A 24,089-nucleotide genomic window follows, 5' to 3' on the forward strand; every position below is an offset into this window, starting at 1 on the left:
AGTTGCTTGACGCGGATGGGATTGAACTGGTGCCTTGCCGCAGAAGGGCAAGGTAACCGTTCGGTCAGGTCTTGACGGCGAAAGCGGAGATGGCAGCGGGTCTCCCGCGAGGCAGGCGGGCAGGGGAGATGTCGGCTTGCGTGTTCGAAAGACGTGACATACCGGTTCCCCTGATTATATGATAAAGGTGCTCCACTAAAACGGAGGCGCCTCCGTTTATTACGTGGTGGCTGACCCGGCCGGGTTCAAGCCCCCCTGACACGATGTGGAGAAAAAATTGGCCAGCGAGCCGTCCGCCATTGCTGAACAGAAGGCCGAGGCCGTAGACGCAAAGCCGCTGCGCGCCGATGCGCGGCGCAACCGCGACCGGCTGGTCGAGGTGGCGGTGTCAGTCTTTGCCGAGCGCGGCATCGATGGCTCGCTGGAGGAGATCGCGCGCCGCGCCGGCGTCGGCATCGGCACGCTCTACCGGCATTTCCCGACGCGCGAGCATCTGGTCGAGGTGGTCTATCGCCGCGAGGTGGAGGCGCTGTGCGCGGCCGCCGGCGAGCTTGCCCAAAAACATCCGTCCGATGTCGCGCTGGAACAGTGGATGCAGCGCTTCGTCGACTACATCGCCACCAAGCGCGGCCTGGCGACCAGCCTGCGCATTGTGCTCACCACCAATTCGACGCTGTTTTCCGACACGTTCGGCCGGGTGTCGCAAGCCTTGCGACAGCTGGTCGAGGCGGCGGTGGCCGACGGCACCATCCGCGGCGACGTCGACGCTTCCGACGTGCTGCACGCGCTGGGCGGCATCTATTCAGCGCCCGACACCCCCGAATGGCGTGACCGCTCGCGCCGGCTGGTCAAGCTGTTGATGGACGGGTTGCGGTTCGGGGCTGCAAAGGCACAATGAGGACACCAGATTCCGGCCGTGCAAAACCAGACCTGTCGATTTGAGGGGACCGATGTACTCGGGTCGATCGCAATCTGGCTGACGATCTCGTTTAGCACGCTGCTGGGCTGGGCTTACATGTCCCTCGACCAGGTCGGCGAAAGCAGCGCCAACCCGTTCGAGGGCAACGCCAACGACGTCCCGATCTCGCAGATCTGCCGCGACATCGAGATCGAGTTGCGCAGCGGGCTCGGCGAGGCCGATCTTCCCAAGCCCCTGCTGCCGGTCAACGACGACATCGCGACCTAGGCAGGATCACGACGAAGGCGCGGACCCGACGGTCCCCTTCATCGTGCTGCTGGCTGAAGCCGCTCAAACGTCGAGGCAGACCTTGCCGAAATGCTTTTGGGTTTCGTAGTGCGCGAAGGCGGTGGCGATGTCCTGCAGCGGAAAGTGGCGGTCTATGACGGGTTTCAGCCTGTTGGACTCTATCGCGCGGATCATATCCTCCTGGTCGACCCGGCTGCCGATGGAAATGCCGCTGATGCGGATCTGGTTGGAAAACAGGGCGGGGATAGACACTTCCGCCGCAAAGCCGGTCAGGACGCCAACCAGCGCGATATGCCCGCCCGTTCTGGAGGCCGCAATGGACTGCGCCAGCGTGGCGGGTCCGCCGACCTCGATCACGTGATCGACGCCGCGTCCGTCGGTCAAATCCCTGGCCTTGCGGCCCCAGTCGGGGACGGATTTGTAGTTGATGACGGCGTCGGCTCCGAGGCGCTTGAGCCGCTCCAGCTTCTGCTCGTCGGATGAGGTGGCGATGACCCGGGCGCCGGCGGCTTTGGCGAATTGCAGCGCGAACAGCGATACACTGCCCGAACCGAGGACCAGCACCGCGTCGCCCGGCTTCACCTTGCCGCACACAACCAGGCTGCGCCAGGCAGTAACGCCCGTGCAGGTGAGCGAGGCTGCCTCGACATGCGTATAGCCTGCCGGTGCCCTGGTGAAAGCGTGCGCCGGCATGCAGACATACTCGCTGGCGAAGCCGTCGAAACTGTCTCCCGGAATGTCGCGCCTTGTGCAGGGCGTCATGTCACCGCCCAGCCACCAGGGATAGAAGACGCTGACGACGCTGTCTCCGGGCTTGAGTGCATCGACACCGTCGCCGAGGGCAATCACCTCGCCGGCGCCGTCGGAGAGCGGAACACGGCCGTCAACGAACGGTGTCTTGCCCTGCACCGCGAAGTCGTCGCGCATGTTCAACGCGCAGGCCCGGATCCTGACCAGCACCTCGCCCGGCCCTGGCTGGGGCGGATCTTCCTCGACCAGGTCGAGATTGCCCAAGCCGCCCGGCGCTCTCAGCCTGACCAGTCTCATTGTCTTCTCCGATGTGTGGGGTGTTTGGAATTGGAACGGCGCGCTGCGCCTAGCGGACCTGCCTGCCGGAAATCACCCGCAGCCAGGGCGCCAGATGGAAGGCGCTCATCAGCAGATACATCGCGGCCATGCCCGTGAGGGGCGAGGCGTTGGTGCCCATGCACTGCATGGCCGCATCGCCGCTGAAGATGCAGGTGAGCAGCGCCATCACGGCGAAGGTCGGTGCCGCGGCAAGGCAAAGCCAGTCGGCCAGCCCGAGGGTGGTGGCTTCCGGGATCGCGCTGCCGGCACCTGTGTGGATATCGCTCATGGTCTTGATCCCTGATGATTATGCCAGCCACGACAGGTTCCTCTCCTCACGGAGCGGGGAGAGGAACCCAGGCTGGACAACCGTTAGTACTCGCCCTTGTCGCGGAACGCCGCCTCGCCGGCAGCAGACACTTCTTCCCATTTCTTGTCGGCACCGGCGTTGTAATTGTCGTGCCAGTTCCACCAGGAGTAGAGCGGGGTCTGCGGATAGCCTTCGGGCGAATCCTCCCAAATTTCCTGGCGGCCGAGCGGCGTCGCGTCGAGATAGCTCCAGACGGTGCCCATCGCCTCGTCGCCGCGGCTGTTGATCAAGTAGGTGCGGAAGATGCGGTCGCCGTCACGGATGAAGACGTTGTGGCCGTGCCATTCGTCGACGCCGAAGTCCTTGTCGAAACTGTCGGTGATTGTGTACCACGGCATCTCCCAGCCCATCCGCTGCTTCAGCCGCGCAATGTCGGCCTGCGGGGCACGTGAAGCGTAGGCAAGCGTGGTGTCGCGGGCATTGAGATGGGCGAGGTGGCCGACCTGGTCGGCGCCAAGGGAACAGCCGCGGCACGCGTGATCGGGCCAGCCATGCACGCCGGGCTCGAAGAAGGCGCGATAGACGATCAACTGGCGGCGGCCTTCGAACAGATCGAGCAGGCTCGCTTTGCCGTTCGGCCCCTCGAACACATAGGCCTTGTCCACTTCCATCCAGGGCATGCGCCGGCGCTCGGCGGCCAATGCGTCCTTGGCGCGCAGCGTTGCCTTTTCCTTCACCAGCATCTGTTCGCGGGCGGCTTCCCAGTCCTGCTGCGAAACGATCGGCGGGGTCTTCATTGCGATGTGCTTGGTCATTGGTCGTCTCCTTTGCCAGTCTGTTGTCGCGCTGTTGCGACGTGTGGTTGCTTGCCGTGAGCTAGAATAGGGCGGTCAATCGCGGGGGTGGGAGTTACAAGTGTGACGGGATTTGAAAGAGCCGGCCCGCCGCAGCAGGGGTGGCGCATCCGCTCGGTGCCCCCGACAGTGTCGTTCATCGCGTGGTTCTCCCTTGTTGTGCCGCTGCCGATACGGCTTGCTGGTTGGCGGCCATGACTTAAGTTAGGGCGCTGAGCACTGGGGGTGGGAGTTACAAGTGTGACGGGATTTGAATGGACTCGCTGATCACCGCGGCTGGACTGGCGTTGGCGGCAGGTGATCCGCTTGGCGCGCTGGACCGCGTTGCCTTGCGTGAGGATGCGCCGGCGCTGGCGCTGCGCGGCATTGCGATGGCGCAGCTCGGCGATCTTGACCGCGCCAAGGCGCTGCTGCGGCGTGCCGCGCGTGGCTTCGGCCCCAAAGAGGCGGTGGCGCGCGCCAGATGCGTCGTCGCCGAGGCCGAGATCGCGCTGGTTTCGCGTGACCTCGGCTGGCCGGCCAAGGCTTTGGATGCGGCGTGGACGACGCTGGAAAAGCATGGCGACCGGCTGAACGCAGCGCATGCCGGCCACCTCAAGGTGCGCCGCCTGCTATTGATCGGCCGTCTCGACGAGGCCGAAGACGTGCTGGCCGGGCTCGATCCGATGCCGCTTCCACCGGCCTCGCGCGCCGCCCACGAGCTTGCCGTCGCCGGCATCGCGATGCGGCGCCTCAAGACGAAGCCGGCGCGCAGGGCGTTGGAGTGGGCACGCCACGCCGCCCGCCAGGCCGGCATTGCGGGGCTCATCGCTGAAGTCGATCGCGCATTCCTGGCGCTGGACACGCCGGCGGCGCGGCTGATCGCGGCTGGCAATCAGCGCCCGTTGCTGCTTGAGGACGTCGAGGCGTTGCAGGCGTCGCCGGCGCTGCTGGTCGATAGCTTTCGCTACGTCGTGCGCCAACAGGAGAAAACGGTCTCGCTGGCAACGCGCCCGGTGCTGTTTGCGCTGGCCCGTACGCTCGCCGAAGCGTGGCCAGGCGATGTGTCGAGGGCGAGGCTGATCGCTGAAGCCTTCGGCGGCAGGCACGCCGATGAATCGCACCGGGCGCGGCTGCGGGTCGAGATCGGCCGGCTGCGCGCCGAATTGCGCGGGCTGGCCGACATCGGCGCGACCAGGCAGGGCTTCGCGCTGGCGCCGCGCCACGCACGCGAGGTGCTGGTGCTGGCCCGGCCGATCGAGGAGCGGCACGCGGCAGTGCTGGCCTTCCTTGCCGATGGTGAATCCTGGGCGAGTTCGGCGCTGGCACTGGCGCTCGGTACCGGCCAGCGCAGCGTGCAGCGGGCGCTGGAGCAGCTCGGCGAGGCCGGCAAGGTGCAGTTTTTCGGTCACGGCCGGGCGCGCCGCTGGATGACGCCGCCGGTGGCGGGATTCACGGCCACCTTGTTACTCCCGGCCCCGCTGCCGAGTGGTTAGTAAGGCACATCAGATCATCTCGTGAGGATAAAGACATGAAACATTCAGAAGCCGAAATCCTGCGCGAATACGGACCCTTTGCCGATGTGGAGAGGGTGCATGGGGTGAGCTTTGACGGTAACAACGTCTGGTTTGCCTCGGGCGAGAGGCTGAACGCCTTCGATCCGGAAAGCGGGCAGGCGCTGCGCTCGATCGATGTCGCGGCACATGCCGGGACCGCTTATGACGGCCAGCATTTCTTCCAGCTTGCCAACGACCTGATACAGAAGATCGACCCCGATACCGGCCAGGTGCTGGCCACCATCCCGGCGCCCGGCGGTGGCGCCGACTCCGGGCTGACCTGGGCCGAAGGGACGCTGTGGGTGGGGCAATACCGCGAGCGCAAGATCCATCAGATCGACCCGGAGACGGGGGCGATCCTGCGCACCATCGAATCCAACCGTTTCGTCACCGGGGTGACATGGGTCGAGGGCGAGCTATGGCACGCCACCTGGGAAGGCGAGCAGAGCGACCTGCGCCGCGTCGACCCGCGATCAGGCAAGGTTCTCGAGAAGCTCGACATGCCGGCGGGCATGGGCGTGTCGGGGCTGGAATCCGATGGCGGCGACCGCCTCTATTGCGGCAGCACTTCGGCCGGTGTGGTGCGGGCGGTGCGCCGGCCGCGATGAGATTGCGGCTGACGCCGAGATAACGGCTGCAGGCGCACTTCACACGGCAATTTGTCCGCTGTCGGGTGGTCGTCGCACCCTGTCGGACCTAGATAGCCTGTGGACCGGGCAGAACGCCCGGACCCGCTTTGCAAAGGATCCCCCATGCCCGAACAGATCGCATTGAACGACGGCTCCGCCATTCCCCAACTCGGCCTTGGCGTGTGGCAGGTCGACCAGGATATTACCGCCGAGGTGGTGGGTTGGGGCATCGAGGCCGGCTATCGCCTGATCGACACCGCCGAAGGCTACCAGAACGAGGAAGGGGTCGGAAAGGCGATCCGCAGCGCCGGCGTGTCGCGGGCTGAGCTGTTCATCACCTCGAAACTGCGCAACGGCGCACACCAGCGCGATGCGGCGCTACGCGCCTTCGATGACACCATGGCCAAGCTCGGCATTGAGCAGATCGACCTGTTCCTGATCCACTGGCCTGTGCCCAGCCAAGACAAGTATGTCGAGGCCTGGAAGACGCTGGTCGAACTCCGGCAGGCCGGCCGCATCAAGTCGATCGGCGTTTCGAATTTCAACCCGGACCATCTGGAGCGGATCATCGCGGAAACCGGCGTGACGCCCGTCGTCAACCAGATCGAGCTGCATCCCCAGTTCCAGCAACGCGGTGTCAGGGACTTTCACACCAAGCACGACATCCGTATCGAAAGCTGGAGCCCGTTGGGCAGCGGCCGGCTGCTCGGCGATCCGACCATTGCAGACATCGCCAAAAAACATGGCAAGCCCGTCGCCCAGACGATCATCCGCTGGCATCTCCAGGAGGGGCTGATCGTCATTCCAAAGTCGATCCGCAGGGATCGCATCGCCGCCAATTTCGATGTCTTCGATTTCGAACTGGATGCGCAGGACCTGCAGACGATCCGCGGCATGGATTCGCCCGAAGGCCGCAACGGGCCCAACCCCGCCACGGCCGCGTTCCTGTTCTGAGAGGAGCAGGTTAGAGACGCCGACCGTGGAGTTGCCAATCTCCGGCCTCTCCGCGCTCTTAAATCCCGGACCCATCCAGCTGCTGGGCGTCTTCGCCTTCCCACGGCGCCGGCATCGACGCGCGGCTGAGGTTGGCCGTCGGCAGCGGCATCCAGCACTTCAGTTCCGGGTCAGCGTATTCGATAACGCGCCCCGGCGAGGAGTCCGACGCGCGCCAGCCTTCCGAGGCGAACTGGTCGGCACGCGACCAATAGGCAAGGTCGACTTCCGCCGGCCCCTGTTCGGACGGACGCACAGTGACCAGGATGCGGCTGCCATCCTTCGGCGCCGTCGACATGTGGCGCCACCGTTCGGGCTCGTCCATCGCTTTTCTCCTCGTACTCCTAGCGTTGGGTGGAGTGTCGCCTCGTGGTCCGAAGGGGTCAACCCAAAGTTTGCGCCAGGCATCGGCTGATGACCCTCCAGGCGGTGCCTGCACAGTTGTGCGCAACACGCCGCAGGCGGTCATGCACGCTCGACGGGCTGTGACCCAGTTGATAAGCCCGTCTGCGAAGGAGCGCCTGAGTCGAGATGACCGTTGCGATCGAGATGGGACAGACGACCGCAGGCGCCCCGGCGAAGCTGGATCTTGAGGAGTTGCTCGCGACGCGCCTTTTGGTGCAGGGCAATTCAGGCTCCGGCAAGTCGCATCTGTTGCGGCGCCTGCTGGAGCAGAGCGCGCCCTGGGTGCAGCAGACCATCATCGATCCCGAGGGCGACTTCGTTTCGCTGGGCGACCGTTACGGCCATCTGGTGATCGATGCCGAGCAGCATACCGAGCGCGGCCTGCAGGCGGCCGGCGAGCGGGCGCGCATGCATCGCGTCTCCACCGTGCTCAATCTCGAAGGGCTCGACGCCGAGAACCAGATGCGGCGTGCCGCCGCCTTCCTCGGCGGGCTGTTCGAGGTCGCCCGTGACCACTGGTACCCGATGCTGGTGGTGGTGGATGAGGCGCAGCTGTTCGCGCCAGCGGTGGCCGGAGAGGTGTCGGACGAAGCGCGAAAGCTCTCGCTCGGCGCCATGACCAATTTGATGTGTCGTGGCCGCAAGCGCGGGCTGGCCGGCATCATTGCCACCCAGCGCCTGGCCAAGCTCGCCAAGAACGTCGCAGCCGAGGCGTCCAATTTTCTCATGGGCCGCACCTTCCTCGATATCGACATGGCGCGTGCCGCCGATCTTTTGGGCATGGAGAGACGCCAGGCGGAAGCGTTCCGTGATCTGGAACGCGGGCAGTTCATGGCGCTCGGTCCGGCGCTGTCGCGCCGTCCGCTGGGGCTGCGCATCGGCCCGACCGACACCAGCCCGCGCAACGGCACGCCGCGGCTCATGGCAATGCCGGAATCCGCGCTGGAAGATGCACGCGCGATCATCCTGGCGGCGCCGCCCCCCGAGACGGTGCGCACGCCGCGCCGCCCGGCGTCGCCGGACCTGCTCGACCAGCTGATGGCGGCCAAATCGGCGGCACTGGAAATGCGCCCCGAGCCGGCGGAGCCACAAATCAGCGCCGAGGATCTGGCCGAGCGTCGTGAGCGCGTCGACCGTGTGCTGCGCGCCATCCTGGCGCAGCCCGATGCGGGTTTTCGCGTGATCGGGGTGCTCTATCAGGAATTCGTGGTCCGCTGCCGCATAGAAGGCCTCGCGTCGGTTGTGCCGGACCTGCCGGAGTTCCGCCGCATGCTGACGCGCGCCCGTGCCGGCCTTGGTTCCGAGACGACGCAGGATGACGCGTGGCGGGACGTTTCTGTCCGCGCGTCGCTGCTGCCCGACGACATGCAGGGCGTGTTCATGATGATCGCCCGTGCGGCGAAAGAGGGCTGGCCGTGCCCGAGCGACGCCGCGATCGCCCGCGCCTACGGCTCGCACTCGCTGCGCCGCGCCCGGCGCCTCTTGACCTATATCGAGGAGCAGGGGCTCATCGTCTGCCAACTCGACGGGACAGGCCGGCGCACCGTGACGCTGGTCGAATTGGCCTGGGCCACCGCACCGGGAGATCCGAATGCCGAGGAGGTGGAGCAGGGGAGCCTGGCGCTGTGAGGCGGCGCGGGTGCTTTGAGCGAATGGGGCGATAGGCGTTTTCAGTCACCGTCATCGACCAACTTCTGAGGGCAACGGTGAAAGCGCCGACGCCGAAATGCGTCATGCAGGGCGCATGCGTTTCGATGGCGCTCACCGGTTCGCCCCGATCACCCACTGTTCCTGGTCGACGAGCGTGCCGGTCATCGGCCCGGCAGCATCCGAGAGCAGGAAGACGGCGAGGTTGGCGATATCGCTCGTCGAGAACAGGCGGCCGAAGGGTTGCGAGGCGTTCGCGGCATCGAGCCAGCCCGGCCCGTTGCCCAGCGTGTCGGCCTGCATGGCACGTTCGGCCGGCGTGTCGGTCCAGCCGACATTGATGCCGTTGACGCGGATGCGATCGAAGCGATGGGCGTTGGCGGCGTTCTTGGTCAGCGTGGCCAGCGCGCCCTTGCTGGCGGAATAGACGGCGAGCTCCGGCGAGCCGCAATGGGCGTTGATCGACAGGATGTTGACGATGGCGCCGCCCTGACCGCGCTTCTTCATGTCGGCGATGGCCGCCTGCATGAGGAAGAACGGCGCCCGCGCGTTAACGGCGAACAGCGAGGCCCAGCCGTCGAGATCGGCATCGAGGAACGAGGCCCGGTCGGTCAGCCCTGCGGCGTTGACCAGCGCATCGATGCGGCCGAAGCGCTCGATGCACGCTTGCGCCAAAAGGGCAGGGGCGGCCGGGTCGGCGAGGTCGGTGGCGACGAAGAGCGTTGGTGTGCCAAGCTGCGAAAGCTCCGCCGCCACCGCATCGCCGCGGGCCTTATCACGCCCGGTGACGAGCAGGCCGCCGGCGCCGGAACGCGCCAAGGTCTCGGCGATGGCGCGGCCAATGCCTTGCGTCGAGCCGGTGACCAGCGCCACCTTGCCATTGAGTTGAAGCTCCATTCCTCTTCCCCGCATCGCATCTGGTTTCAGGCTAGCGCGGCACGATCGTTTTACAACATGGAAATTGGAAATTTTGGAGGGGAGGCTGTTGGCTGTCGCTGCGTGAGGCCGGCGAGAGCCTGCCCTAACGCCGCCGCTCCAGGCGAAGCAGGAGCGGAGGCCGTCGCAAAGACCCTAGTGGACCGTGATGATGCCCTCGACGGCCCGCCATTCCGAAGGCTGGATGAGCCGGTGATGAGCAACGCGGACCGAGTGCAGCGGACCGTCGAGTTCGCGCTCCCAATATTGGAGAAAGCCCTTGAGTTCGGGGAAGGCCGGAGCGAGATCATAGTCCTGCCAGACATAGAGCTGAAGCAGGCTCGGATGATCGGGCAGGTGATAGTGGATTTCGGCCGTCGTCAGGCCATAACCTTCCATTTGCAGGCGGAATTCGCTGCTGACCGTATCGGCCATATCTTTCTCCTTCTCTCTCCGTTCAGGCATCCAGCCTGCGACATTTGTATTGAACCCGCCCGATGCCGGGCCGGGACGATCGGTCTGTCGGTCCGTCTTCGAACAACGCCACGAGAAGCTCGGGGGTTCCGAAAATAGCCGCGCCATAACAGTGCGTTGGCGCCCTTTCTGGTCGAATGTAAAAATTTTTTCGCCGGTCTCTTGAAATCGGAAAACGGCAAAACTAGCTCGATATGCGCCGCGATGCCTGACGAAGGGTCCCGGCGTTCCGCACCGGTCCGATATTGCCGGTTCGGTGCGGAGGAACCTCAAAAACCTGTTTGTCCACGAGGAGAACGACATGGCGTTCCGTCCATTGCATGACCGTATTCTGGTCCGCCGCCTTGAAGCCGAGGAGAAGACCTCCGGCGGCATCATCATCCCCGATACCGCAAAAGAAAAACCGCAGGAAGGCGAAGTGCTCGCCGTCGGTCCCGGCGCGCGCGACGACAGCGGCAAGCTTGTCGAACTCGATGTCAAGGTCGGCGACCGCATCCTGTTCGGCAAATGGTCCGGCACCGAAATCAAACTCGACGGCGAGGACCTGCTCATCATGAAGGAAAGCGACGTGATGGGTGTCATCGATAAGATCGCCGAAGTGAAGAAGGCCGCCTGACGGCTTCTTTCGTATCCAACCAGTCAACGAATGCTGCCTAGATAGAGGAGTGATCCAATGGCTGCCAAAGAAGTGAAATTCCATACCGAAGCGCGCGAGAAGATGCTGCGCGGCGTCGACATCCTTGCCAATGCGGTGAAGGTGACGCTCGGTCCCAAGGGGCGCAATGTCGTCATCGACAAGTCGTTCGGCGCGCCGCGCATCACCAAGGATGGCGTTACCGTCGCCAAGGAGATCGAACTGGAGGACAAGTTCGAGAATATGGGCGCCCAGATGGTGCGCGAGGTGGCCTCCAAGACAAACGACCTTGCCGGCGACGGCACGACGACCGCAACCGTGCTTGCACAGGCGATCGTCAGGGAAGGGGCCAAGGCGGTTGCCTCGGGCATGAACCCGATGGATCTGAAGCGCGGCATCGACAAGGCGGTCGACGCGGTGGTCGCCGAGCTGAAGACCAATGCCCGCAAGGTCACCCGAAACGACGAGATCGCGCAGGTCGGCACAATCTCCGCCAATGGCGATGCCGAGATCGGCCGTTTCCTCGCCGAGGCGATGGAGAAGGTCGGCAATGAAGGCGTCATTACGGTGGAAGAGGCCAAGACCGCCGAGACCGAACTGGAAGTCGTGGAAGGTATGCAGTTCGACCGCGGCTATCTCTCGCCCTATTTCGTCACCAACCAGGACAAGATGCGCGTCGAACTCGACGAGCCTTTTGTGCTGATCCACGAGAAGAAGCTCTCCAATCTGCAAGCGATGCTGCCCGTGCTCGAAGCCGTGGTGCAGTCGGGCAAGCCGCTCCTAATTATCGCCGAGGATGTGGAAGGCGAGGCGCTTGCCACGCTGGTCGTCAACAAGCTGCGGGGCGGCCTCAAGGTCGCGGCTGTCAAGGCGCCAGGCTTCGGCGACCGCCGCAAGGCCATGCTGGAAGACATCGCCATTCTCACCGGCGGCACCGCGATCTCGGAAGATCTCGGCATCAAGCTGGATAATGTGACGCTGCAGATGCTGGGCCGCGCCAAGAAGGTGGTGATCGAGAAGGAAAACACCACCATCGTCGACGGTGTCGGCCGCAAGGAAGAGATCCAGGGCCGTGTCGCACAGATCAAGGCGCAGATCGAGGAGACCACCTCCGACTACGACCGCGAGAAGCTGCAGGAGCGGCTGGCCAAGCTCGCTGGCGGCGTTGCGGTGATCCGGGTCGGCGGCTCGACCGAGGTCGAGGTCAAGGAGCGTAAGGACCGCGTCGACGATGCGCTGCATGCGACCCGCGCGGCCGTCGAGGAGGGCGTGCTGCCCGGCGGCGGCGTCGCGTTGCTGCGGGCAGCAAAGGCGCTCGATGCCGTGCAGACCGACAATGCGGACCAGAAGACTGGCGTCGACATCGTGCGCCGTGCCATCGAAACGCCGGTCCGGCAGATCGCCGAGAATGCCGGCGCCGAAGGCTCGATCATCGTCGGCAAACTGCGCGAGAAAACCGAATTCGGCTGGGGCTGGAACGCCCAGACCAACGAATTCGGCGATCTCTACGGCCAGGGCGTCATCGACCCGGCCAAGGTGGTGCGCACCGCTCTCCAGGACGCGGCATCGGTCGCAGGCCTGCTGGTGACCACGGAGGCGATGGTGGCCGAGAAGCCGAAGAAGGAAGCCGCCGCCCCGGCAATGCCCGCCGGCGCCGGCATGGACTTTTGAGGTCGCGGCCAATCCGCCCGCTTCCCTGGCGGGGAGCGGGCGTCAGTCGAGAGAGAGTGGAGGTAAAGATGGACGCAATGGCTGGCATCGAATCCGTACCGGTTCCTACGCACCAAGCGAAGGAATTCCTGGCCTATGAAACAGAATGCAGGAACGTGCTGAAGCCGCTGCTGGCAGGGCTGCTCGACATGGCTGAAGCCGCCGGCTGGAATCGGCGAACCGCGGCGTCGGCACTGATGTTCCTCGCAGCACAGCAAGTGTCGGCAACATCCGAGGTATCCGCCGGCAGCGGCTGAACGGAAATCGGCCAGTCCATTCACCTATCCGCGGCGGGCCGTGCTGCCCGGTGTTCGGTCCGCTGCAGGCCCTGAACAATCGAGAGGAGGCACAAGCCATGAATCGCGGGCAATTTGAGGAACCGGTCACACTTCTGGTCGGAATGGGCTTTCCGAGGAAGATCGACAGCGTGATGGAAGCCTATGCACTGCTGCAGGACTGGCCGAGCGCCGGCCGCAACGGCGCCCATGCCGTCGCGCTCAACGCTTGCAAGGCGGGCATCGTCGGCGAGATCGATCCGGAGACGGTGCGGGCCACGCTGATCAGCTTCGCGCGCCGCCACGACATACTGGTGCCTGATATGGTTACGCCGCTCGCGACGGCGGCCGGTGGTGCTGTGCACGAGGTGAACTGACGGATGCGGCGCTTCAACAGCGCTTGCAGACCATGTTCTTGAGATAAGCCAGGCGAACACGGAGACGCCGGAATTCCTTCCCGGGCGGGCGGCATCGTCGTCGGTCAATTGAGCGAACGTGTCAGCAAGACTGACCTGTTCTGCCCGAATAACGCCTCTGAGCGCCGCCTCCCGGTTAAAAAAGTATCATCCGTTGTCTTGAATCGTGGTGGCGCCTGTTGTCATGAGCCGGTACCTTGGCTCTTGAAATGCAGAGCCGAAACCAATTCGGCCGGTTTAGGGAATTGGGCCGAACGCGGCAAATATCCGTGCTGGCCTGGGAGGAAACGGACATGGAACCGGACCTGGAAGTAGTCCAGATACGACGCGGTGAGTCCTTCAAGGCGTGGTCGCATGGCTACCCCTTCCACACGGTGCGTTGGCACTTCCATCCCGAATATGAACTGCATCAGGTGATCTTCACCAACGGACGCTATTTCGTCGGCGATTTCATCGGCGAGTTCGAGCCGGGCAATCTGGTGCTGACCGGGCCGAACCTGCCGCACAACTGGGTCAGCGACATCCCCAGGGACAGCTCCATCCCGCTGCGCGGCCGCATCATCCAGTTTTCGGAAAGCTTCATCGGCGATGCCATGCATGTGTTGCCGGAGTTGGCGGGGCTTGCGGCTCTGCTCGAGGCCTCACGTCGCGGCGTGCTGTTTTCCAGCCGCACCAGCAAGGCGCTGGCGCCGCTGATGGAAGAGATGATGCAGGCGCAGGGCGTGCGCCGCATCGAGTTGTTCATGATGATCGCCGGCCTGCTCAGCCGCGCCCAGGAATTCCAGCTTTTGGCCAGCGCCAGCTACCGGCCCGATCCCTCCGGCTACATGACCGCCGGCATGAACAAGGCGCTCGCCTATATCAGGGAAAACCTGACGCAGCTGTTCGACGAGGCGGACCTCGCCGCCATCGCCGGCCAGTCGACCGGCGCCTTCTCGCGCTCGTTTCGCCGTCACACCGGCATGTCGCTGGTGCAGTATGTCAAACGGCTGCGCATCAACCTCGCCTGCCAGATCCTGATGAGCGACGAGCAGGCCTCGATCACCGACATCTGCTACGAGGTCGGCTTCAACAATCTATCCAATTTCAACCGGCAGTTCCTGGCGGAGAAGGGCATGCCGCCCTCGCGCTTCAGGCGCCTGCTGGCCGACAACATCAACGCGGGAAAAGCCGCTTAACGGAGGAGCCAGGGAGGAACCAAGGGAGGATTTTTCTTTTGCATGACGTGATGTGAGCCGCGTGGAGCGGTTCGCGATGGAGAACGCTTGTCTCGAATTCCTCCGTCGGCGGAGGTTGTCGGCGCGGCTCGAAAGGCCGGCGCCGGGTTCCGGTTCCCAATGCAGTTGGGGCGAGGGCGGATGGGTGTCTTCAGACCAAAGCAGTCAACGACCTTCTTACAACCATATCAGAAACGGAGAAGACCGAATGACCAAACTTTCAATTTCATTGAAGTCCGCTGGCAAGTCCGCCGCCATGGCAGCCCTTGCGCTGTCGCTGCTGGCCGGCACCGCCGCGATCGCCCGGGCCGCCGAAGTCACCGACGCCACCGTCGCCTTCCTGATGCCCGACCAGGCCTCGACCCGTTACGAGCAGCATGATTATCCCGGTTTCGCCGCCGAGATGAAGAAGCTGTGCCCGGGCTGCAAGGTGCTCTACCAGAACGCCGATGCCGACGCTTCGCGCCAGCAGCAGCAGTTCAACTCGGTGATCTCGCAGGGCGCCAAGGCGATCGTGCTCGATCCGGTCGACTCGACCGCCGCCGCCTCGCTGGTCAAGCTGGCGCAGAGCCAAGGCATCAAGGTCATCGCCTATGACCGGCCGATCCCGACCGCACCGGCCGACTTCTATGTCTCGTTCAACAATGAAGGCATCGGCAAGGCCATCGCCGATTCGCTGGTCGAGCACCTGAAGGCGCTCAAGGTCGATCCGGCCAGCGGCGGCGTGCTGCAGATCAACGGCTCGCCGACCGACGCGGCGGCAGGCCTGATCAAGAAGGGCATCCATGCCGGCCTCGACAACAGCGGCTACCAGATCTTGGCCGAATACGACACGCCGGAATGGGCGCCGCCGAAGGCGCAGCAATGGGCCGGCGGTCAGATCACCCGCTTCGGACCAAAAATCCTCGGCGTGGTTGCGGCCAATGACGGCACCGGTGGCGGCGCCATCGCGGCCTTCAAGGCGGCCGGCGTCGATCCGGTGCCGCCAGTGACCGGCAATGACGCGACGATCGCGGCACTTCAGCTGATCATCGCCGGCGACCAGTACAACACCATCTCCAAGCCGAGCGAGATCGTGGCGGCGGCCGCCGCCAACATTGCCATCAAGCTGCTTTCGGGCGAGACGCCGAAGGCCGAGATGACGCTGTACGACACGCCCTCGCAGCTGTTCACGCCGGCGGTGGTGACGCAGGAAAACCTGAAGGCCGAGATCATCGACAAGAAGATCAACACCGCGGCCGAACTCTGCGTCGATCGTTACGCGGAAGGCTGCAAGAAGCTGGGCATCGGGAACTGACCGCGACCGTTGTCCGCTCCGCTGTCTGGCTGCCAGACCATGATCCCGAAAAGTGGGACCCGGTTATCGGGTAAGATCATGGTCCAACAAGAAGCCGGAACCACCCCGAATGTATTGGGGTGGTTCCGGCGGCGGCCAGACAGCGCTCACTGCTTTTGAACCGGTCTTTGAAAGGTGCTCCAGGCATGATCGATATCCCGGACGAACCGGTTCCGGCAGGCGAGCTGGTGCTCAGCCTGCGCGGTGTTTCCAAGAATTTCGGCGCCGTCTCGGCGCTGACCGACATCGATCTCGATGTCCATGCCGGCGAGGTGGTGGCGCTGGTCGGCGACAATGGCGCCGGCAAGTCGACACTGGTCAAGATCCTGGCCGGCGTGCATCAGCCGAGTTCGGGCACCATTAATTATCGCGGCCAACAGGTGACGCTTGCCGACCCGAGTGCGGCGCTGACGCTCGGTATCGCCACCGTGTTCCAGGACCTAGCGCTGTGCGAGAACCTCGACATCGTCGCCAACATCTTCCTCGGCCGTGAACTCAGCCCGCTGCGCCTGGACGAGGTGGCGATGGAAGTGCGCGCCTGGACGCTGCTCAACGAGCTATCGGCACGTATCCCCAGTGTGCGCGAAGTGGTCGCGTCGTTGTCGGGCGGCCAGCGCCAGACAGTGGCGATCGCCCGCTCGCTGCTGCTTGAACCCAAGCTCATCCTGCTCGACGAGCCGACGGCGGCGCTCGGCGTGGCACAGACGGCGGAAGTGCTCAACCTGATCGAGCGCGTGCGCGACCGTGGCCTCGGCGTCGTCATCATCAGCCACAATATGGAAGATGTGCGCGCCGTCGCCGACCGCATCGTCGTGCTGCGGCTTGGCCGCAACAACGGCATCTTCTCGCCCGACGCCTCGAACCAGGAACTGGTCAGCGCCATCACCGGCGCCTCGAACAATTCGGTGTCGCGGCGCGCCGAGCGCCGCCAGGCCAGGCAAGACCAAACCCAGGAGCCACGCCCATGAGCCGCGACGTGCAACAGGCCGCCCCCGTGCCGCCGCAGCTCGACCGCGCCGATGTGCGCGTCAAGCATGAGGCGGGGATCGGCGGCGCCATCCGCAGGTTCTTCGACCGGGTCCGCTCCGGCGATCTCGGCTCGCTGCCGGTGATCGTCGGGCTGGTCATCATCTGGACGGTGTTCGCCAGCATCAACCCGATCTTCCTGTCGAGCAGCAATTTGGTCAATCTGCTGTTCGATTGCTCCACCGTCGGCGTCATCGCGCTCGGCATCGTCTGCGTTTTGATGGTCGGCGAGATCGACCTGTCGGTAGGCTCGATCAGCGGCTTTGCCTCGGCGATGGTCGGCACGCTGTGGGTCAACCAGGGCTGGCCGGTGGCGCTCGCCATTATTGCCGCTGTCGCCGTTGGCGGCTTCATCGGCGCACTCTATGCGCTGCTGTTCAACCGGCTCGGCATGCCGAGCTTCGTCTCGACGCTGGCTGGCCTGCTGGCAGTGCTTGGCCTGCAGCTCTACATCCTCGGCTCGACCGGCTCGATCAATCTTCCCTACGGCTCGAACCTGGTGAATTTCGGCCAGTTGCTGATGATGCCGAAGTTCGTCTCGTTCGCTCTGGCGGCCGTGCCCGGCATCGTCATGCTGGTCACCGGCCTGCGCACCGTTGCGCGCCGCCATGCCGCCAATTTGTCGGCGCCGTCGACGGGCGGGCTTGTCACGCGCGCGGTGGTGATCACGGTCATTCTCGAACTCATCGTCTTCTATCTCAACCAGGCGCGCGGCATTCCGTGGATGTTCGGTCTGTTCGTCGGCCTGGTCATATCAATGCACTACGCGCTGACGCGGACGAAATGGGGCCGCTCGATGTCGGCGGTTGGCGGCAACCGCGAGGCGGCGCGGCGCGCCGGCATCAATGTGCGGCTGATCTATTCCAGTGCCTTCGTGCTGTGCTCGATGCTGGCGGCTTTCGGCGGTGTGCTGTCGGCGGCCCGCCTTGCATCGGCCAGTCAGCAGGCCGGCACCGGCGACGTCAATCTCAACGCCATCGCGGCGGCCGTCATCGGCGGCACCAGCCTGTTCGGCGGCCGCGGCAGCGCCTATTCGGCACTGCTCGGCATCATCGTCATCCAGTCGATCGCCAGCGGCCTGACGCTGCTCGATCTGTCCTCGTCGCTTCGGTACATGATCACCGGCGCCGTGCTTGCCATCGCGGTCATCGTCGACTCGCTGGCACGCCGCTCGCGTGTCTCGCATGGCCGGGCCTGAACCCATCAACAGGAAGCAAGACATGAGCGAAGAACTGTCCGGAAAAGTTGCCGCCGTCACCGGCGCGGCATCAGGCATCGGCCTCGAATGCGCCAGGCACATGCTGGCGGCCGGCGCCACAGTGGTGCTGGTCGACCGTGCCGAGGCGACGCTGAACAAACTGTGCGCCGAGCTCGGTTCGAAGGCGATCCCGTTGGTGATCGACCTGATGCAGCCGGCAAGCGTCGCCACCATGATGCCGCAGATTCTGGAGAAAGCCGGCCAGCTCGACATCTTCCATGCCAATGCCGGCGCCTATGTCGGCGGCGAGGTAGCGACCGGCGATCCCGACGCCTGGGACCGGATGCTCAACCTCAACATCAATGCCTGCTTCCGCTCGATCCAGGCGGTGCTGCCGCACATGATCGAACGCAAGACCGGCGACATCATCGTCACCAGTTCGATCGCCGGTCTGGTCCCGGTGGTCTGGGAGCCGATCTACACGGCTTCCAAGCACGCGGTGCAGGCCTTCGTCCACACGGTGCGCCGCCAGGTCGCCAAGCACGGCCTGCGCGTCGGTGCGGTGGCGCCGGGTCCGGTGGTGACGGCGCTGGTCGACGACTGGCCGAAGGCCAAGCTCGAAGAGGAACTCGCCGCCGGCGGCCTGATGCAGCCGCGCGAAGTGGCCGAAGCGGTGATGTTCATGCTGACCCGCCCGCGCAACGTGACGATCCGGGATTTGGTGATTTTGCCGCAGAGCAATGATTTGTGAGGCAGTAGGGAATGGGGAATGGGGAATAGGCAATAGGCAATAGGCAATAGGAAGATGTAGACACAGTCTTACAGGCCCCGCTCAAAAGTGCTTCGCGCGTCCTATCCTACTAACTAATCGCTTACTGCCTACTGCCTACTGCCTATCCCCTATTCCCTGAACCGGAGGTTCCTCATGCCCCATTATCTCGGCATCGATGTCGGCACCGGCAGCGCGCGGGCCGGGGTGTTCGACCACACCGGCACCTTGCTCGCCTCGGCCAAGCGGGACATCGAGGTCTGGCGCGAGGCCGGCGACATTGTCGAGCAGTCGAGCAACGACATCTGGCGGGCGGTGTGCGCGGCCACGCGGGAAGCGGTCGCTCAATCGGGCGTGGCAGCTGAGGCCATCGCCGGCATCGGGTTCGACGCCACTTGTTCGCTGGTGGTGCTGGGCGAGGGCGGCGTGCCGCTGCCGGTAAGCAAGTCCGGCAATTCGGAACGCAACATCATCGTCTGGATGGATCACCGCGCGGTCGAGCAGACGCGCCGCATCAACCGCAGTGGCGAGGCGGTGCTGAACTATGTCGGCGGCGTCATCTCGCCGGAAATGGAAACGCCGAAACTCTTTTGGCTAGCGGAAAACCTGCCCGACACGTTCAACGCCGCCTGGCAGTTCATGGACCTCGCCGATTTCCTCACCTGGCGCGCGACCGGCAGCCTTGCCCGCTCGGTCTGCACGGTGACTTGCAAATGGACATACCTCGCGCATGAAAGCCGCTGGGACGAGGCCTATTTCCGCACCATCGGACTAGGGAGCCTGGCCGACGAGGGGTTCGCGCGCATCGGCACGCAGATCGTGCCGGCGGGTGCCGCACTTGGCGGCGGGCTGACCGCGCAGGCGGCTGCGGACCTTGGCCTGCGCCCCGGCACGGCCGTGGCGGCGGGGCTGATCGACGCGCATGCCGGCGGTGTCGGCACGGTCGGCGCGCGCGGCGCGTTCGGCAGCGTTCTGTCGCGCATGGCCTATGTCTTCGGCACCTCGGCCTGCACCATGTCGTCGACCGCCGAGCCGGCCTTCGTCGACGGCGTCTGGGGTCCATATTTCTCGGCCATGGTGCCGGGCCTGTGGCTGAACGAGGGCGGCCAATCTGCGGCGGGTGCGGCCATCGACCATCTGGTGCGCATGCATCCGGCGGCCGGCGAAGCGACCGCCAAGGCGCAGGCCGAGGGGCTCAGCCTCAGCGCCTGGCTGTCGCTGCAGGCGCAGAGCCGCAACGGGGCAGCGGCGACGCCGGCCTTGGTCGGCGGCATCCATGTCGTGCCGGAATTCCTTGGCAACCGCGCGCCTTTCGCCGACCCGGACGCACGCGCGCTGATTGCCGGGCTCGATCTTGACACCAGCCTCGACAGCCTGGTCGGGCTCTATGTCGCCGGGGTCTGCGGGCTGGGCTACGGCGCGCGCCAGATCGTGCGGGCCGAGCATGACAAAGGCATTGCCGTCGACACCATCGTCGTCAGTGGCGGCGCCGGGCAAAGTCCGTTGGTGCGCCAGCTGCTTGCCGACACGACCGGCATGGTGGTGGTGGCGTCGACCTCGCCGGAGCCGGTGCTGCTCGGCTCGGCGATGCTGGGCGCCGTCGCCGCCGGTGCTTACAAGGATCTGACGGCGGCGATGGCCGGCATGTCGGAACTCGGCGAAGTCTATCATCCCGACGCTACCTTGGCCGGCTGGCACGCCAAGCGCTTTGCTGCGTTCGAGCTGCTGCAGCAGGCGGGCAAGGCCATCCGAGGCTGAAGCGAGCGGCTCCTGTCAGGAGCGTGGCGAACACCGCTTGGCGATGATGCCGGAAGCTGGCAGCTTTGTTCTGTCGTGGACCCTCCTGCGGCTTGCGAAGAGGGCAGGGCGACAGGAGCAGGAGGCCCGATGGCAGACGACAAATCGCCAGCGCCATTCGCATCGGACAGTGTGCCGTGGACGGAATGGTCCGATGTGCCGCGCTTCGGCGTGCGCTACCGGCATTTGTCGCTGGCCGCGCTTGGCGAAACCTATCATGTCGGCGTGGCGATCGAGGAGTTGCCGGCGGGCAAGCAGACCTCGCCGGCGCACTACCACATTTTCGAGGAGGAGCATGTCTTCATCCTCGAGGGGACGCTCACCGCGCATGTCGGCAATGCCGCCTATGTCATGAAGGCCGGCGACTACATCTGCTTTCCGGCCGGGGCGGCGGCAGGGCATTGCCTCATCAACACCAGCGACGCACCCTGCCGCTACGTCATCGTCGGCGAGCGCAACCCGAACGACGTTGTCGTCTACACCGCCTCCAACAAGGTGCTGGTGCGCGCCTTGGGCAGCCGTGCGATCTTCGATCTCGCTGCAACTCGAACCTACTGGGACGGTGAGAGCACCGGCCTCGCCGCCGGCGATCCGTTGCCGTCGGATGTGACGGCCGGTGTCACCAAGGCCCCGGCCACTCCGATCCCGCCGGTCGCCAGCGATGCTGTCGAGTGGAAACAGGAAGGCGAGGGGGCGCGGTTCGGTGGTCGGTCCAAACACCTCACCTATGCCGCCTTGGGACGGCCCGACTACCATGTCGGCGTGCTGATCGAGGCACCGGCCCCCGGCATGCGCCTGACGCCCAGGCACTACCATATGCTGGAAGAAGAGCATGCGCTGATCCTCGAAGGGCAAGTGACGCTGCTGCTTGGCGAGAAGCGCTATGAGATGAAAGCCGGCGACTATGTCTGCTTTCCGGCCGGCCTGGCGGTCGGGCATTCCTTCCTCAACAGCGGTAGCGGACCGTGCCGCTATTTGATGATCGGCGAAAAAAATCCCAATGAGGTCTGCGTCTATCCTGATTCCAACAAGATGGCGGTGGACGCCTTGCGCCGGCGCGACGGCATTTTCGACCTGGCCGGGGTTAGGCGGTACTGGGATGGCGAAGAGACATCATGATGCTTCCACGTTCCCCGATCACAGCTCCTTCTCCGCCAGTTCCCTGAACTCGTCGGGCACCGAGCGCGCCGCTTCCAGTGCCACCGTGCCGTAGCCGACCGCCTGTTTGCCGAAGCGTTCGCGGATCTTGTCGATGGCGCGGTCGGCGTCAAAGCGTGCCAGACCTTTCCTGGTGCCGGGCCTCTGCTTCTCGTCGGCGAGATCGAGCGGCAGTTCGAGCTGTAATTCGAAGCTTTCCTCGAGATGCGAGACCGAGATCGCCAGCAGCGAGATCGTTCTCTCGTGGGGGTTGTCGGCAAGCACGCCGCGCACCAGATCGCCGGCGATCTCGGCCAGCATCGCGGTCGCCGAGATCGGCTGGTCAAGCGTGATCGAGCGGGTGACCGCGCTGAGATCGGCAAAGCGCACGCGCACCGTCACCGTGCGGCCGGGCCGCGCCTTGGCGCGCAGTCGGCTGGCGACGCGGTCGGCCAGATGCAGCAGTGTCGGCACGATGACCCGTGCTATCGCGGGCTTTTGGCCAAGCGCCGATTGTGCGCCGGCCGAATGCGCGCGGCGCTTGGTCCCCAGTTTGCGCGGGTCGCGGTTCCATGACAGCGCGGCGAGCTTTTCGCCGGCGGCGGGACCGAGCAGCCGCGTCAGCGCGCCGCTATGCGTCCTGGCCAGCTGACCGATGGTCTCGACGCCGATCTCGGCCAGCCGCGCCCTGGTGGCCGGGCCAACGCCCCACATCAACCCGACCGGCAGGTCGTGCAGGAAGGCGAGCTCGCTGCCGGGTTCGACCACCACCAGTCCGTCGGGCTTGGCGACCTGCGAGGCGATCTTGGCCAGGTGCTTGGTGCGCGCCACGCCGATCGAGATCGGCAGGCCGAGTTCGGCCCACACGCGGCGGCGAATGGTTGTTGCGATCTCTTGCGGGGAGCCGAACAGATGCGTGCAACCGGCAACGTCGGCAAAGGCCTCGTCGATGGAGATGCGCTCGACCACCGGGGTAAAATCGTCGAGCACCTTGATCGCCGCGTCGCCCAGCCGCTGGTAATGGCTGAAATTGCCGCCGACGAAGATCAAATGCGGGCAGAGTTCGCGCGCCTTGCGCCCTGGCATGCCGCCACGCACGCCGAAGGCGCGCGCCTCATAGGAAGCGGCGAGCACGACGCCGCCGCCCACCGCGATCGGCTTGCCGCGCAGCGACGGATCGAGCAACTGCTCGACCGAGGCGTAGAAAGCGTCGAGATCGGCATGCAGGATGGTGGCTGTCGTTTCCATCGACCGCACATCCGCAGTTGCTGATAGATGGAACAAATAAAGAACAAAGGTGGATCGTTGTCAAGCGAAGGGCGCAACAGCCATGCCGGTTCGGCCTGAACGCAACCGCCTAGACAATATGCTCCGCTCGCAGCGCCGCTTTCATCCTTTCCAGCGCCGATTCGCCGCCTGCCGCCAACTCGTCGGCAATCCTGGCCAGCTTGTCGTCGGCCTTGCGGTGCTTGCTGCCCCAGGCGCCGAGCGTCGCCAGCACCGGCAAGAGGTCGATGCCTGCTTCGGTCAGCCGGTAGACGGTTCTCAAGCCATGCGTCGGGTCGTCGCTTCTGGTGAGGATGCCTTCCTCCTGAAGCGTTTGCAGCCGCTCGGCCAACGTGCGCGAGGAGATGCCTTCGTCGGATTGCAGGAATTCGCGAAAGTGCTTTTTCCCGGCGAAGACCATGTCGCGGATGATGAGCAGCGTCCAGCGGTCGCCGATCAGTTCGAGCGACAGGTTGATCGGGCAGCCGGATTTTTCGCGCGTCGACATCTATGGTTCCATTTTTAAATCACTTTACTATTGATACTGTTCTCGTCCTATGTCAATGGTTCCAAATGTAAACCATTTAACACTGACCATGCTGCCCCGCAATTTCGCCTGCACGCTTTGAGCCGGACAAGACGAGGAGAACGACGATGAAAAAACTGATCCTTCAGATGCAGATGTCGGTCGACGGCTTTGTCGGCGCCAATGAGGACCATGCCTGGCAGCTCTGGGAATGGGGTGACGAGGGCGCCTGGGACGGTGCGCTGAAGCAGGACTTCAACGCCGTCTTCGCCGGCATCGACACCATCCTGCTCAGCCGCAAGATGGCGCAGGAGGGCTATCTTGCCCATTGGGGTAATGCGGCGAAGAAATTTCCGCGCGATCCCTTCTATGCGTTCGCACAACGCGTCGTCGACGCCCGCAAGGTGGTGCTGAGCGACAAGCTCAAGCAATCGGCCTCGGAGCCGGCTTGGGAGCGCACGAGGGTGGCCAGCGGCGACCTGCCGCGCGAAGTCAATGCGCTGAAGGCGGGCGAGGGCGGCGACATGGCCGTGTTCGGCGGCGCCGGTTTCGCGTCGGCGCTGATCGCGGCCGGGCTGGTCGACGAGTTCCAGCTTTTCATCAACCCGGCGGTGCTGGCTGCGGGCCGCCGGATTTTCGATCAGGGTGGTTTCAGGAGCCTGCGGCTGCTCGGCTCGACGGCCTATGCCTGTGGCATGGTGGTCAGCCGCTATGCGCCGGCGGGGTGAGGGGGACCTCCATCTTC

General features: G+C 64.9%; 26 protein-coding genes. 18 read left to right on the forward strand and 8 right to left on the reverse strand.

Features of this window, described 5'->3' with window-relative positions; all coding sequences use genetic code 11:
* The first annotated feature begins 277 nt into the window (after positions 1 to 277).
* Entirely contained in the window at positions 278 to 898 is a 621-nt protein-coding gene (locus NKH97_RS19205) for a TetR/AcrR family transcriptional regulator (RefSeq protein WP_127327753.1), read from the forward strand.
* An 18-nt stretch (positions 899 to 916) separates the two neighbouring features.
* Positions 917 to 1,186 (forward strand): bestrophin family protein, encoded by a 270-nt coding sequence (locus tag NKH97_RS19210; RefSeq protein WP_352441797.1) that lies wholly within the window; start codon positions 917 to 919, stop codon positions 1,184 to 1,186.
* A gap of 63 nt (positions 1,187 to 1,249) precedes the next feature.
* On the opposite strand, the gene NKH97_RS19215 is transcribed toward NKH97_RS19210, so the two are convergent.
* The 3 genes from NKH97_RS19215 to NKH97_RS19225 form a co-directional block, all read right to left on the reverse strand.
* Complete coding sequence (locus NKH97_RS19215; protein ID WP_352441796.1) at positions 1,250 to 2,254, reverse strand: zinc-dependent alcohol dehydrogenase family protein; 1,005 nt, start codon at positions 2,252 to 2,254, stop codon at positions 1,250 to 1,252.
* Between the two features lie 49 nt (positions 2,255 to 2,303).
* The gene (locus tag NKH97_RS19220) at positions 2,304 to 2,564 is read right to left on the reverse strand and encodes a hypothetical protein (RefSeq protein ID WP_128305764.1); all 261 of its coding nucleotides are present in this window, start codon (positions 2,562 to 2,564) and stop codon (positions 2,304 to 2,306) included.
* A gap of 83 nt (positions 2,565 to 2,647) precedes the next feature.
* A complete protein-coding gene (locus NKH97_RS19225; RefSeq protein WP_352441795.1) occupies positions 2,648 to 3,400 on the reverse strand; it encodes a DUF899 domain-containing protein in 753 nt (250 codons plus the stop codon).
* Positions 3,401 to 3,693: 293 nt separating this feature from the next.
* On the opposite strand from NKH97_RS19225, the gene NKH97_RS19230 reads away from it, so the two are divergent.
* The 3 genes from NKH97_RS19230 (at position 3,694) to NKH97_RS19240 (ending at position 6,557) form a co-directional block, all read left to right on the forward strand.
* Positions 3,694 to 4,914 (forward strand): helix-turn-helix domain-containing protein, encoded by a 1,221-nt coding sequence (locus NKH97_RS19230; protein ID WP_352441794.1) that lies wholly within the window; start codon positions 3,694 to 3,696, stop codon positions 4,912 to 4,914.
* Between the two features lie 35 nt (positions 4,915 to 4,949).
* The gene (locus NKH97_RS19235) at positions 4,950 to 5,582 is read left to right on the forward strand and encodes a Vgb family protein (RefSeq protein ID WP_352441793.1); all 633 of its coding nucleotides are present in this window, start codon (positions 4,950 to 4,952) and stop codon (positions 5,580 to 5,582) included.
* Positions 5,583 to 5,726: 144 nt separating this feature from the next.
* A complete protein-coding gene (locus tag NKH97_RS19240; protein ID WP_352798473.1) occupies positions 5,727 to 6,557 on the forward strand; it encodes an aldo/keto reductase in 831 nt (276 codons plus the stop codon).
* A 58-nt stretch (positions 6,558 to 6,615) separates the two neighbouring features.
* Here NKH97_RS19240 and NKH97_RS19245 read toward each other — a convergent pair whose 3' ends face one another.
* A complete protein-coding gene (locus tag NKH97_RS19245; RefSeq protein ID WP_013530714.1) occupies positions 6,616 to 6,921 on the reverse strand; it encodes a hypothetical protein in 306 nt (101 codons plus the stop codon).
* A gap of 206 nt (positions 6,922 to 7,127) precedes the next feature.
* On the opposite strand from NKH97_RS19245, the gene NKH97_RS19250 reads away from it, so the two are divergent.
* Positions 7,128 to 8,630 carry a helicase HerA domain-containing protein gene (locus NKH97_RS19250; RefSeq protein ID WP_127297074.1) on the forward strand — a complete coding sequence of 501 codons (1,503 nt, stop codon included), beginning with the start codon at positions 7,128 to 7,130 and terminating at the stop codon, positions 8,628 to 8,630.
* A gap of 132 nt (positions 8,631 to 8,762) precedes the next feature.
* Here NKH97_RS19250 and NKH97_RS19255 read toward each other — a convergent pair whose 3' ends face one another.
* Both NKH97_RS19255 and NKH97_RS19260 read right to left on the reverse strand, forming a co-directional pair.
* A complete protein-coding gene (locus tag NKH97_RS19255) occupies positions 8,763 to 9,545 on the reverse strand; it encodes an SDR family oxidoreductase (protein WP_128305760.1) in 783 nt (260 codons plus the stop codon).
* 174 nt (positions 9,546 to 9,719) lie between these two features.
* Positions 9,720 to 9,998, reverse strand: coding sequence for an usg protein (locus NKH97_RS19260; RefSeq protein ID WP_127809820.1), 279 nt, complete (start codon positions 9,996 to 9,998; stop codon positions 9,720 to 9,722).
* A gap of 340 nt (positions 9,999 to 10,338) precedes the next feature.
* Here NKH97_RS19260 and groES point away from each other — a divergent pair, with 340 nt between their 5' ends.
* The 11 genes from groES (at position 10,339) to NKH97_RS19315 (ending at position 21,534) form a co-directional block, all read left to right on the forward strand.
* Entirely contained in the window at positions 10,339 to 10,653 is a 315-nt protein-coding gene (gene groES, locus NKH97_RS19265; RefSeq protein ID WP_352441792.1) for a co-chaperone GroES, read from the forward strand.
* 57 nt (positions 10,654 to 10,710) lie between these two features.
* Positions 10,711 to 12,342 (forward strand): chaperonin GroEL, encoded by a 1,632-nt coding sequence (groL, locus tag NKH97_RS19270; protein WP_023814434.1) that lies wholly within the window; start codon positions 10,711 to 10,713, stop codon positions 12,340 to 12,342.
* Between the two features lie 77 nt (positions 12,343 to 12,419).
* Positions 12,420 to 12,638, forward strand: coding sequence for a hypothetical protein (locus NKH97_RS19275; RefSeq protein WP_352798477.1), 219 nt, complete (start codon positions 12,420 to 12,422; stop codon positions 12,636 to 12,638).
* Between the two features lie 98 nt (positions 12,639 to 12,736).
* Positions 12,737 to 13,033, forward strand: a complete 297-nt coding sequence (locus NKH97_RS19280; protein ID WP_031214038.1) for a DUF982 domain-containing protein — start codon at positions 12,737 to 12,739, stop codon at positions 13,031 to 13,033.
* Positions 13,034 to 13,365: 332 nt separating this feature from the next.
* Positions 13,366 to 14,250 carry an AraC family transcriptional regulator gene (locus NKH97_RS19285; protein WP_127320456.1) on the forward strand — a complete coding sequence of 295 codons (885 nt, stop codon included), beginning with the start codon at positions 13,366 to 13,368 and terminating at the stop codon, positions 14,248 to 14,250.
* Between the two features lie 247 nt (positions 14,251 to 14,497).
* A complete protein-coding gene (locus tag NKH97_RS19290) occupies positions 14,498 to 15,586 on the forward strand; it encodes an ABC transporter substrate-binding protein (RefSeq protein WP_352441790.1) in 1,089 nt (362 codons plus the stop codon).
* Positions 15,587 to 15,771: 185 nt separating this feature from the next.
* Complete coding sequence (locus NKH97_RS19295; RefSeq protein WP_352732303.1) at positions 15,772 to 16,593, forward strand: ATP-binding cassette domain-containing protein; 822 nt, start codon at positions 15,772 to 15,774, stop codon at positions 16,591 to 16,593.
* Positions 16,590 to 17,849, forward strand: a complete 1,260-nt coding sequence (locus NKH97_RS19300) for a sugar ABC transporter permease (RefSeq protein ID WP_352798481.1) — start codon at positions 16,590 to 16,592, stop codon at positions 17,847 to 17,849. The genes NKH97_RS19295 and NKH97_RS19300 overlap by 4 nt, the downstream gene beginning before the upstream one ends.
* Positions 17,850 to 17,871: 22 nt before the next feature.
* A complete protein-coding gene (locus NKH97_RS19305; RefSeq protein WP_031214035.1) occupies positions 17,872 to 18,600 on the forward strand; it encodes an SDR family oxidoreductase in 729 nt (242 codons plus the stop codon).
* Between the two features lie 174 nt (positions 18,601 to 18,774).
* A complete protein-coding gene (locus NKH97_RS19310) occupies positions 18,775 to 20,376 on the forward strand; it encodes an FGGY-family carbohydrate kinase (RefSeq protein ID WP_352798483.1) in 1,602 nt (533 codons plus the stop codon).
* Between the two features lie 129 nt (positions 20,377 to 20,505).
* Complete coding sequence (locus tag NKH97_RS19315; RefSeq protein WP_352798485.1) at positions 20,506 to 21,534, forward strand: cupin domain-containing protein; 1,029 nt, start codon at positions 20,506 to 20,508, stop codon at positions 21,532 to 21,534.
* Between the two features lie 18 nt (positions 21,535 to 21,552).
* On the opposite strand, the gene dinB is transcribed toward NKH97_RS19315, so the two are convergent.
* Positions 21,553 to 22,800, reverse strand: coding sequence for a DNA polymerase IV (dinB, locus tag NKH97_RS19320; protein WP_352798487.1), 1,248 nt, complete (start codon positions 22,798 to 22,800; stop codon positions 21,553 to 21,555).
* Between the two features lie 109 nt (positions 22,801 to 22,909).
* Positions 22,910 to 23,326, reverse strand: coding sequence for a winged helix-turn-helix transcriptional regulator (locus NKH97_RS19325; RefSeq protein ID WP_352798489.1), 417 nt, complete (start codon positions 23,324 to 23,326; stop codon positions 22,910 to 22,912).
* Positions 23,327 to 23,472: 146 nt separating this feature from the next.
* Between NKH97_RS19325 and NKH97_RS19330 the strand changes: the two genes are divergently transcribed.
* The gene (locus NKH97_RS19330) at positions 23,473 to 24,072 is read left to right on the forward strand and encodes a dihydrofolate reductase family protein (RefSeq protein WP_352798491.1); all 600 of its coding nucleotides are present in this window, start codon (positions 23,473 to 23,475) and stop codon (positions 24,070 to 24,072) included.
* Positions 24,073 to 24,089: the final 17 nt, after the last annotated feature.

This window comes from Mesorhizobium sp. M0870 (assembly GCF_040319775.1).
GTDB lineage: Bacteria > Pseudomonadota > Alphaproteobacteria > Rhizobiales > Rhizobiaceae > Mesorhizobium.

What these genes read in the sequence shown, in the direction of transcription:
- NKH97_RS19215 (WP_352441796.1), bottom strand. Translation starts at nt 2,254, where the DNA reads ATGAGACTGGTCAGGCTGAGAGCGCCGGGCGGCTTGGGCAATCTCGAC.
- NKH97_RS19220 (WP_128305764.1), bottom strand. Translation starts at nt 2,564, where the DNA reads ATGAGCGATATCCACACAGGTGCCGGCAGCGCGATCCCGGAAGCCACC.
- NKH97_RS19225 (WP_352441795.1), bottom strand. Translation starts at nt 3,400, where the DNA reads ATGACCAAGCACATCGCAATGAAGACCCCGCCGATCGTTTCGCAGCAG.
- NKH97_RS19230 (WP_352441794.1), top strand. Translation starts at nt 3,694, where the DNA reads ATGGACTCGCTGATCACCGCGGCTGGACTGGCGTTGGCGGCAGGTGAT.
- NKH97_RS19235 (WP_352441793.1), top strand. Translation starts at nt 4,950, where the DNA reads ATGAAACATTCAGAAGCCGAAATCCTGCGCGAATACGGACCCTTTGCC.
- NKH97_RS19240 (WP_352798473.1), top strand. Translation starts at nt 5,727, where the DNA reads ATGCCCGAACAGATCGCATTGAACGACGGCTCCGCCATTCCCCAACTC.
- NKH97_RS19245 (WP_013530714.1), bottom strand. Translation starts at nt 6,921, where the DNA reads ATGGACGAGCCCGAACGGTGGCGCCACATGTCGACGGCGCCGAAGGAT.
- NKH97_RS19250 (WP_127297074.1), top strand. Translation starts at nt 7,128, where the DNA reads ATGACCGTTGCGATCGAGATGGGACAGACGACCGCAGGCGCCCCGGCG.
- NKH97_RS19255 (WP_128305760.1), bottom strand. Translation starts at nt 9,545, where the DNA reads ATGGAGCTTCAACTCAATGGCAAGGTGGCGCTGGTCACCGGCTCGACG.
- NKH97_RS19260 (WP_127809820.1), bottom strand. Translation starts at nt 9,998, where the DNA reads ATGGCCGATACGGTCAGCAGCGAATTCCGCCTGCAAATGGAAGGTTAT.
- groES (WP_352441792.1), top strand. Translation starts at nt 10,339, where the DNA reads ATGGCGTTCCGTCCATTGCATGACCGTATTCTGGTCCGCCGCCTTGAA.
- groL (WP_023814434.1), top strand. Translation starts at nt 10,711, where the DNA reads ATGGCTGCCAAAGAAGTGAAATTCCATACCGAAGCGCGCGAGAAGATG.
- NKH97_RS19275 (WP_352798477.1), top strand. Translation starts at nt 12,420, where the DNA reads ATGGCTGGCATCGAATCCGTACCGGTTCCTACGCACCAAGCGAAGGAA.
- NKH97_RS19280 (WP_031214038.1), top strand. Translation starts at nt 12,737, where the DNA reads ATGAATCGCGGGCAATTTGAGGAACCGGTCACACTTCTGGTCGGAATG.
- NKH97_RS19285 (WP_127320456.1), top strand. Translation starts at nt 13,366, where the DNA reads ATGGAACCGGACCTGGAAGTAGTCCAGATACGACGCGGTGAGTCCTTC.
- NKH97_RS19290 (WP_352441790.1), top strand. Translation starts at nt 14,498, where the DNA reads ATGACCAAACTTTCAATTTCATTGAAGTCCGCTGGCAAGTCCGCCGCC.
- NKH97_RS19295 (WP_352732303.1), top strand. Translation starts at nt 15,772, where the DNA reads ATGATCGATATCCCGGACGAACCGGTTCCGGCAGGCGAGCTGGTGCTC.
- NKH97_RS19300 (WP_352798481.1), top strand. Translation starts at nt 16,590, where the DNA reads ATGAGCCGCGACGTGCAACAGGCCGCCCCCGTGCCGCCGCAGCTCGAC.
- NKH97_RS19305 (WP_031214035.1), top strand. Translation starts at nt 17,872, where the DNA reads ATGAGCGAAGAACTGTCCGGAAAAGTTGCCGCCGTCACCGGCGCGGCA.
- NKH97_RS19310 (WP_352798483.1), top strand. Translation starts at nt 18,775, where the DNA reads ATGCCCCATTATCTCGGCATCGATGTCGGCACCGGCAGCGCGCGGGCC.
- NKH97_RS19315 (WP_352798485.1), top strand. Translation starts at nt 20,506, where the DNA reads ATGGCAGACGACAAATCGCCAGCGCCATTCGCATCGGACAGTGTGCCG.
- dinB (WP_352798487.1), bottom strand. Translation starts at nt 22,800, where the DNA reads ATGGAAACGACAGCCACCATCCTGCATGCCGATCTCGACGCTTTCTAC.
- NKH97_RS19325 (WP_352798489.1), bottom strand. Translation starts at nt 23,326, where the DNA reads ATGTCGACGCGCGAAAAATCCGGCTGCCCGATCAACCTGTCGCTCGAA.
- NKH97_RS19330 (WP_352798491.1), top strand. Translation starts at nt 23,473, where the DNA reads ATGAAAAAACTGATCCTTCAGATGCAGATGTCGGTCGACGGCTTTGTC.